2 protein-coding genes and 1 pseudogene are annotated in these 2461 nt (G+C 70.7%); all 3 read left to right on the forward strand.

The features are described 5' to 3' along the window. Positions 1-573 (forward strand): annotated as a pseudogene (locus ACFWF3_RS32110) (hypothetical protein); the annotation flags it as partial. Between the two features lie 2 nt (positions 574-575). Next, positions 576-1832, forward strand: a complete 1257-nt coding sequence (locus tag ACFWF3_RS32115) for a glycosyltransferase (protein WP_379317569.1) — start codon at positions 576-578, stop codon at positions 1830-1832. Continuing rightward, positions 1829-2461: ABC transporter ATP-binding protein (locus ACFWF3_RS32120; protein WP_379317571.1), on the forward strand; the 633-nt coding region annotated here is incomplete at its 3' end. The genes ACFWF3_RS32115 and ACFWF3_RS32120, both read left to right, overlap by 4 nt.

Here is a 2461-nt window from a genome sequence, read left to right on the forward strand (position 1 = left end):
CTGTCGGTGACCGTGTTCGCCGCCCTGGCGATGGCCTCTCGGGAAACCTTCGGCGACGACCGGTTCCGCACCGTGATGCCGATCGCGACCAGGCCCGACCTCACCTGGCTCGAGTCGATGGGCTGGTTCGTCAATGTCGTCCCGGTCGACGTGACGCTGCCGCCGGGCGCGGACATGACCGTCGCGCTGGAGGCCACCCGCGCCTCGCTCAAACGCGCCCACCTCTGCAACGACGCGTCCTGGGGCCGTTCCCTGGCGATGGTCGGCGCCGTGGAGGGTCCGACCTACGGCGCGTCCTTCCTCGACATCCGCATGCTTCCGGATTACGAATTGGTCGCCGACCTGCGCGGACGCACCCTGCGGGCGGTGTCGTACTCCACCGACGAGGTGTACTTCTGGGTCGTGCGCGGCCCCGACGGGCTCTATGTCTCCACCCGCCACCCCGCGGGCCTGCCCGGCGAGGTCATGGAACGCTTCCTCGCCGAGTTCGCCAGGGCCATGTACGCGGTGACCATGGTGGCGCCCGCTCCCGCACCGGTCACCGATGCCGCGGCAGCGCTGAGCGCGGGCTGAGAATGCGTGCACTGCTGGCCTTCACCGGGAGCCGGGGCGACGCCCAGCCCGGCATTCTTCTCGCTCGCGAGCTGCTGGCTCGCGGGCACTCGGTGACGCTCGCACTCTCGCCCAATCTCGTCGACTTCGCCACCACGCACGGCGTCGCCGCCGTCGGTTTCGGCCGCGACAGCGCCGAACTGCTGCGCACCCAGCACGACGATCACCGCTTTCGCAGCCCGAATCCGCGACAGCGGGTGCGCGCGGTGCTGGATCTGCAACGGCGCGGAGTCGTCGAGGCGGTGCGCGATCTGCTCGTGCTCGCCCCCGGTCACGATGTGCTCGTGACCGGGATGGCGGGCGAGGAGGCGGCCGAGAAGGCCGCGCGACGCGTCGGGTTGCCGCTGGCCGCGGTGCACTTCTTTCCGATCCATCCGAATCGATCGGTCCCCGTGGTCCCCACCGCGTGGGGCGCCCGTATTCCGAAGGCGCTCAACCGGCGGATCTGGTCGGCGCTGCGCTGGGCACGCGACGCCGCGCTGGAACAGCCGCTGTCGGAGTTCGGGATCGTCGAACATCAACTGCCCGATCGGGTGTCGATCCAGGCCTATGACGTCGACCTGTTTCCCGGGCTGGCCGCCGAGCTGCCGGATCGACACCCGGTGACCGGCTTCGCCGTCGATGCCGACGGATTCCTCAGCGCTGCGGCCGATCCCGCGCTGACCGCGTGGCTCGACGCCGGTTCAGCGCCGATCTATGTCGGCTTCGGCTCGATGGCGGTCGACGACCCGGCCGCGCTGGTGGCGATGTTGCGCGCGGTCTGCGCTCGTCGTGGTCGCAGGCTGCTGCTGGCCGCGGGGTGGGCGGGCATCGCACCTGTCCTGTCGCCCGAGATGGCCGTCGTCGAGCAGGTCGATCACGCGTCGGTGTTCGCGCGCTGTATCGCCGCGGTACACCACGGCGGCGCGGGCACCACCGCCGCCGCACTGAGAGCTGGTGTCCCGCAGGTGATCTGCGCGATCCAGGCTGATCAGCCCTATTGGGGCCGGGCACTGGAACGGCTCGAGATGGCGGGTACCGTGCGTGCCGCCGAGCTCACCGAGGACGGGCTCACCGCCCTGCTCGATCGCGTCGCGGACCCGGACGTGGTCTCGCGAGCGGCCGCGTACGCCGGCCGGTTCGCCGGCACCGGGGTGGCACGCGCTGCCGACGAGGTGGAATCCCTTGTCCCCCTGCCGTTCCCGAGTAGTTTGTCCATCCACGCCGGGAGGCCACAGTGAGCACCGATATCGCCGTCCGCACCCGCGGTCTCGGTAAGTCCTACGGCGACTTCACCGCCGTCGGCAGCGTCGACCTCAGCATCGCGGCCGGATCGGTGTTCGCGATGCTCGGTCCCAACGGCGCGGGCAAGACCACCACCGTCCGCATGCTCGCCACGTTGCTGCGACCCGACCGGGGCAGCGCCGAGGTATTCGGCTACGACGTGGTGCGCGAGGCGACCGCGGTGCGCTCGATGATCGGGCTCACCGGCCAGTACGCCTCCGTCGACGAAACCCTCACCGCCGGTGAGAATTTGCGATTGTTCGGACGGCTGCTCGGCCTGTCGCGGCGCGCTGCCGCCGACCGGGCCGAGCAACTTCTCGAGGAATTCGAGCTGTCGGCCGTCGCGCGCCGCAGCGTCAGCGCGTTCTCCGGCGGCATGCGACGTCGACTCGATCTGGCCGCGACGCTGATCACGGTGCCACCGCTGATCTTCCTCGACGAGCCGACCACCGGCCTCGACCCGCACACCCGCGACCGCATGTGGGGCATCGTGCGCGGACTGGTCGCCCGCGGGGCCACCGTGCTGCTCACCACCCAGTATCTGGAGGAGGCCGACGCACTCGCCGACCGGATCGCGGTCATCGAC

It is taken from the genome of Nocardia sp. NPDC060220 (assembly GCF_042727815.1).
Taxonomy (GTDB): domain Bacteria; phylum Actinomycetota; class Actinomycetes; order Mycobacteriales; family Mycobacteriaceae; genus Nocardia.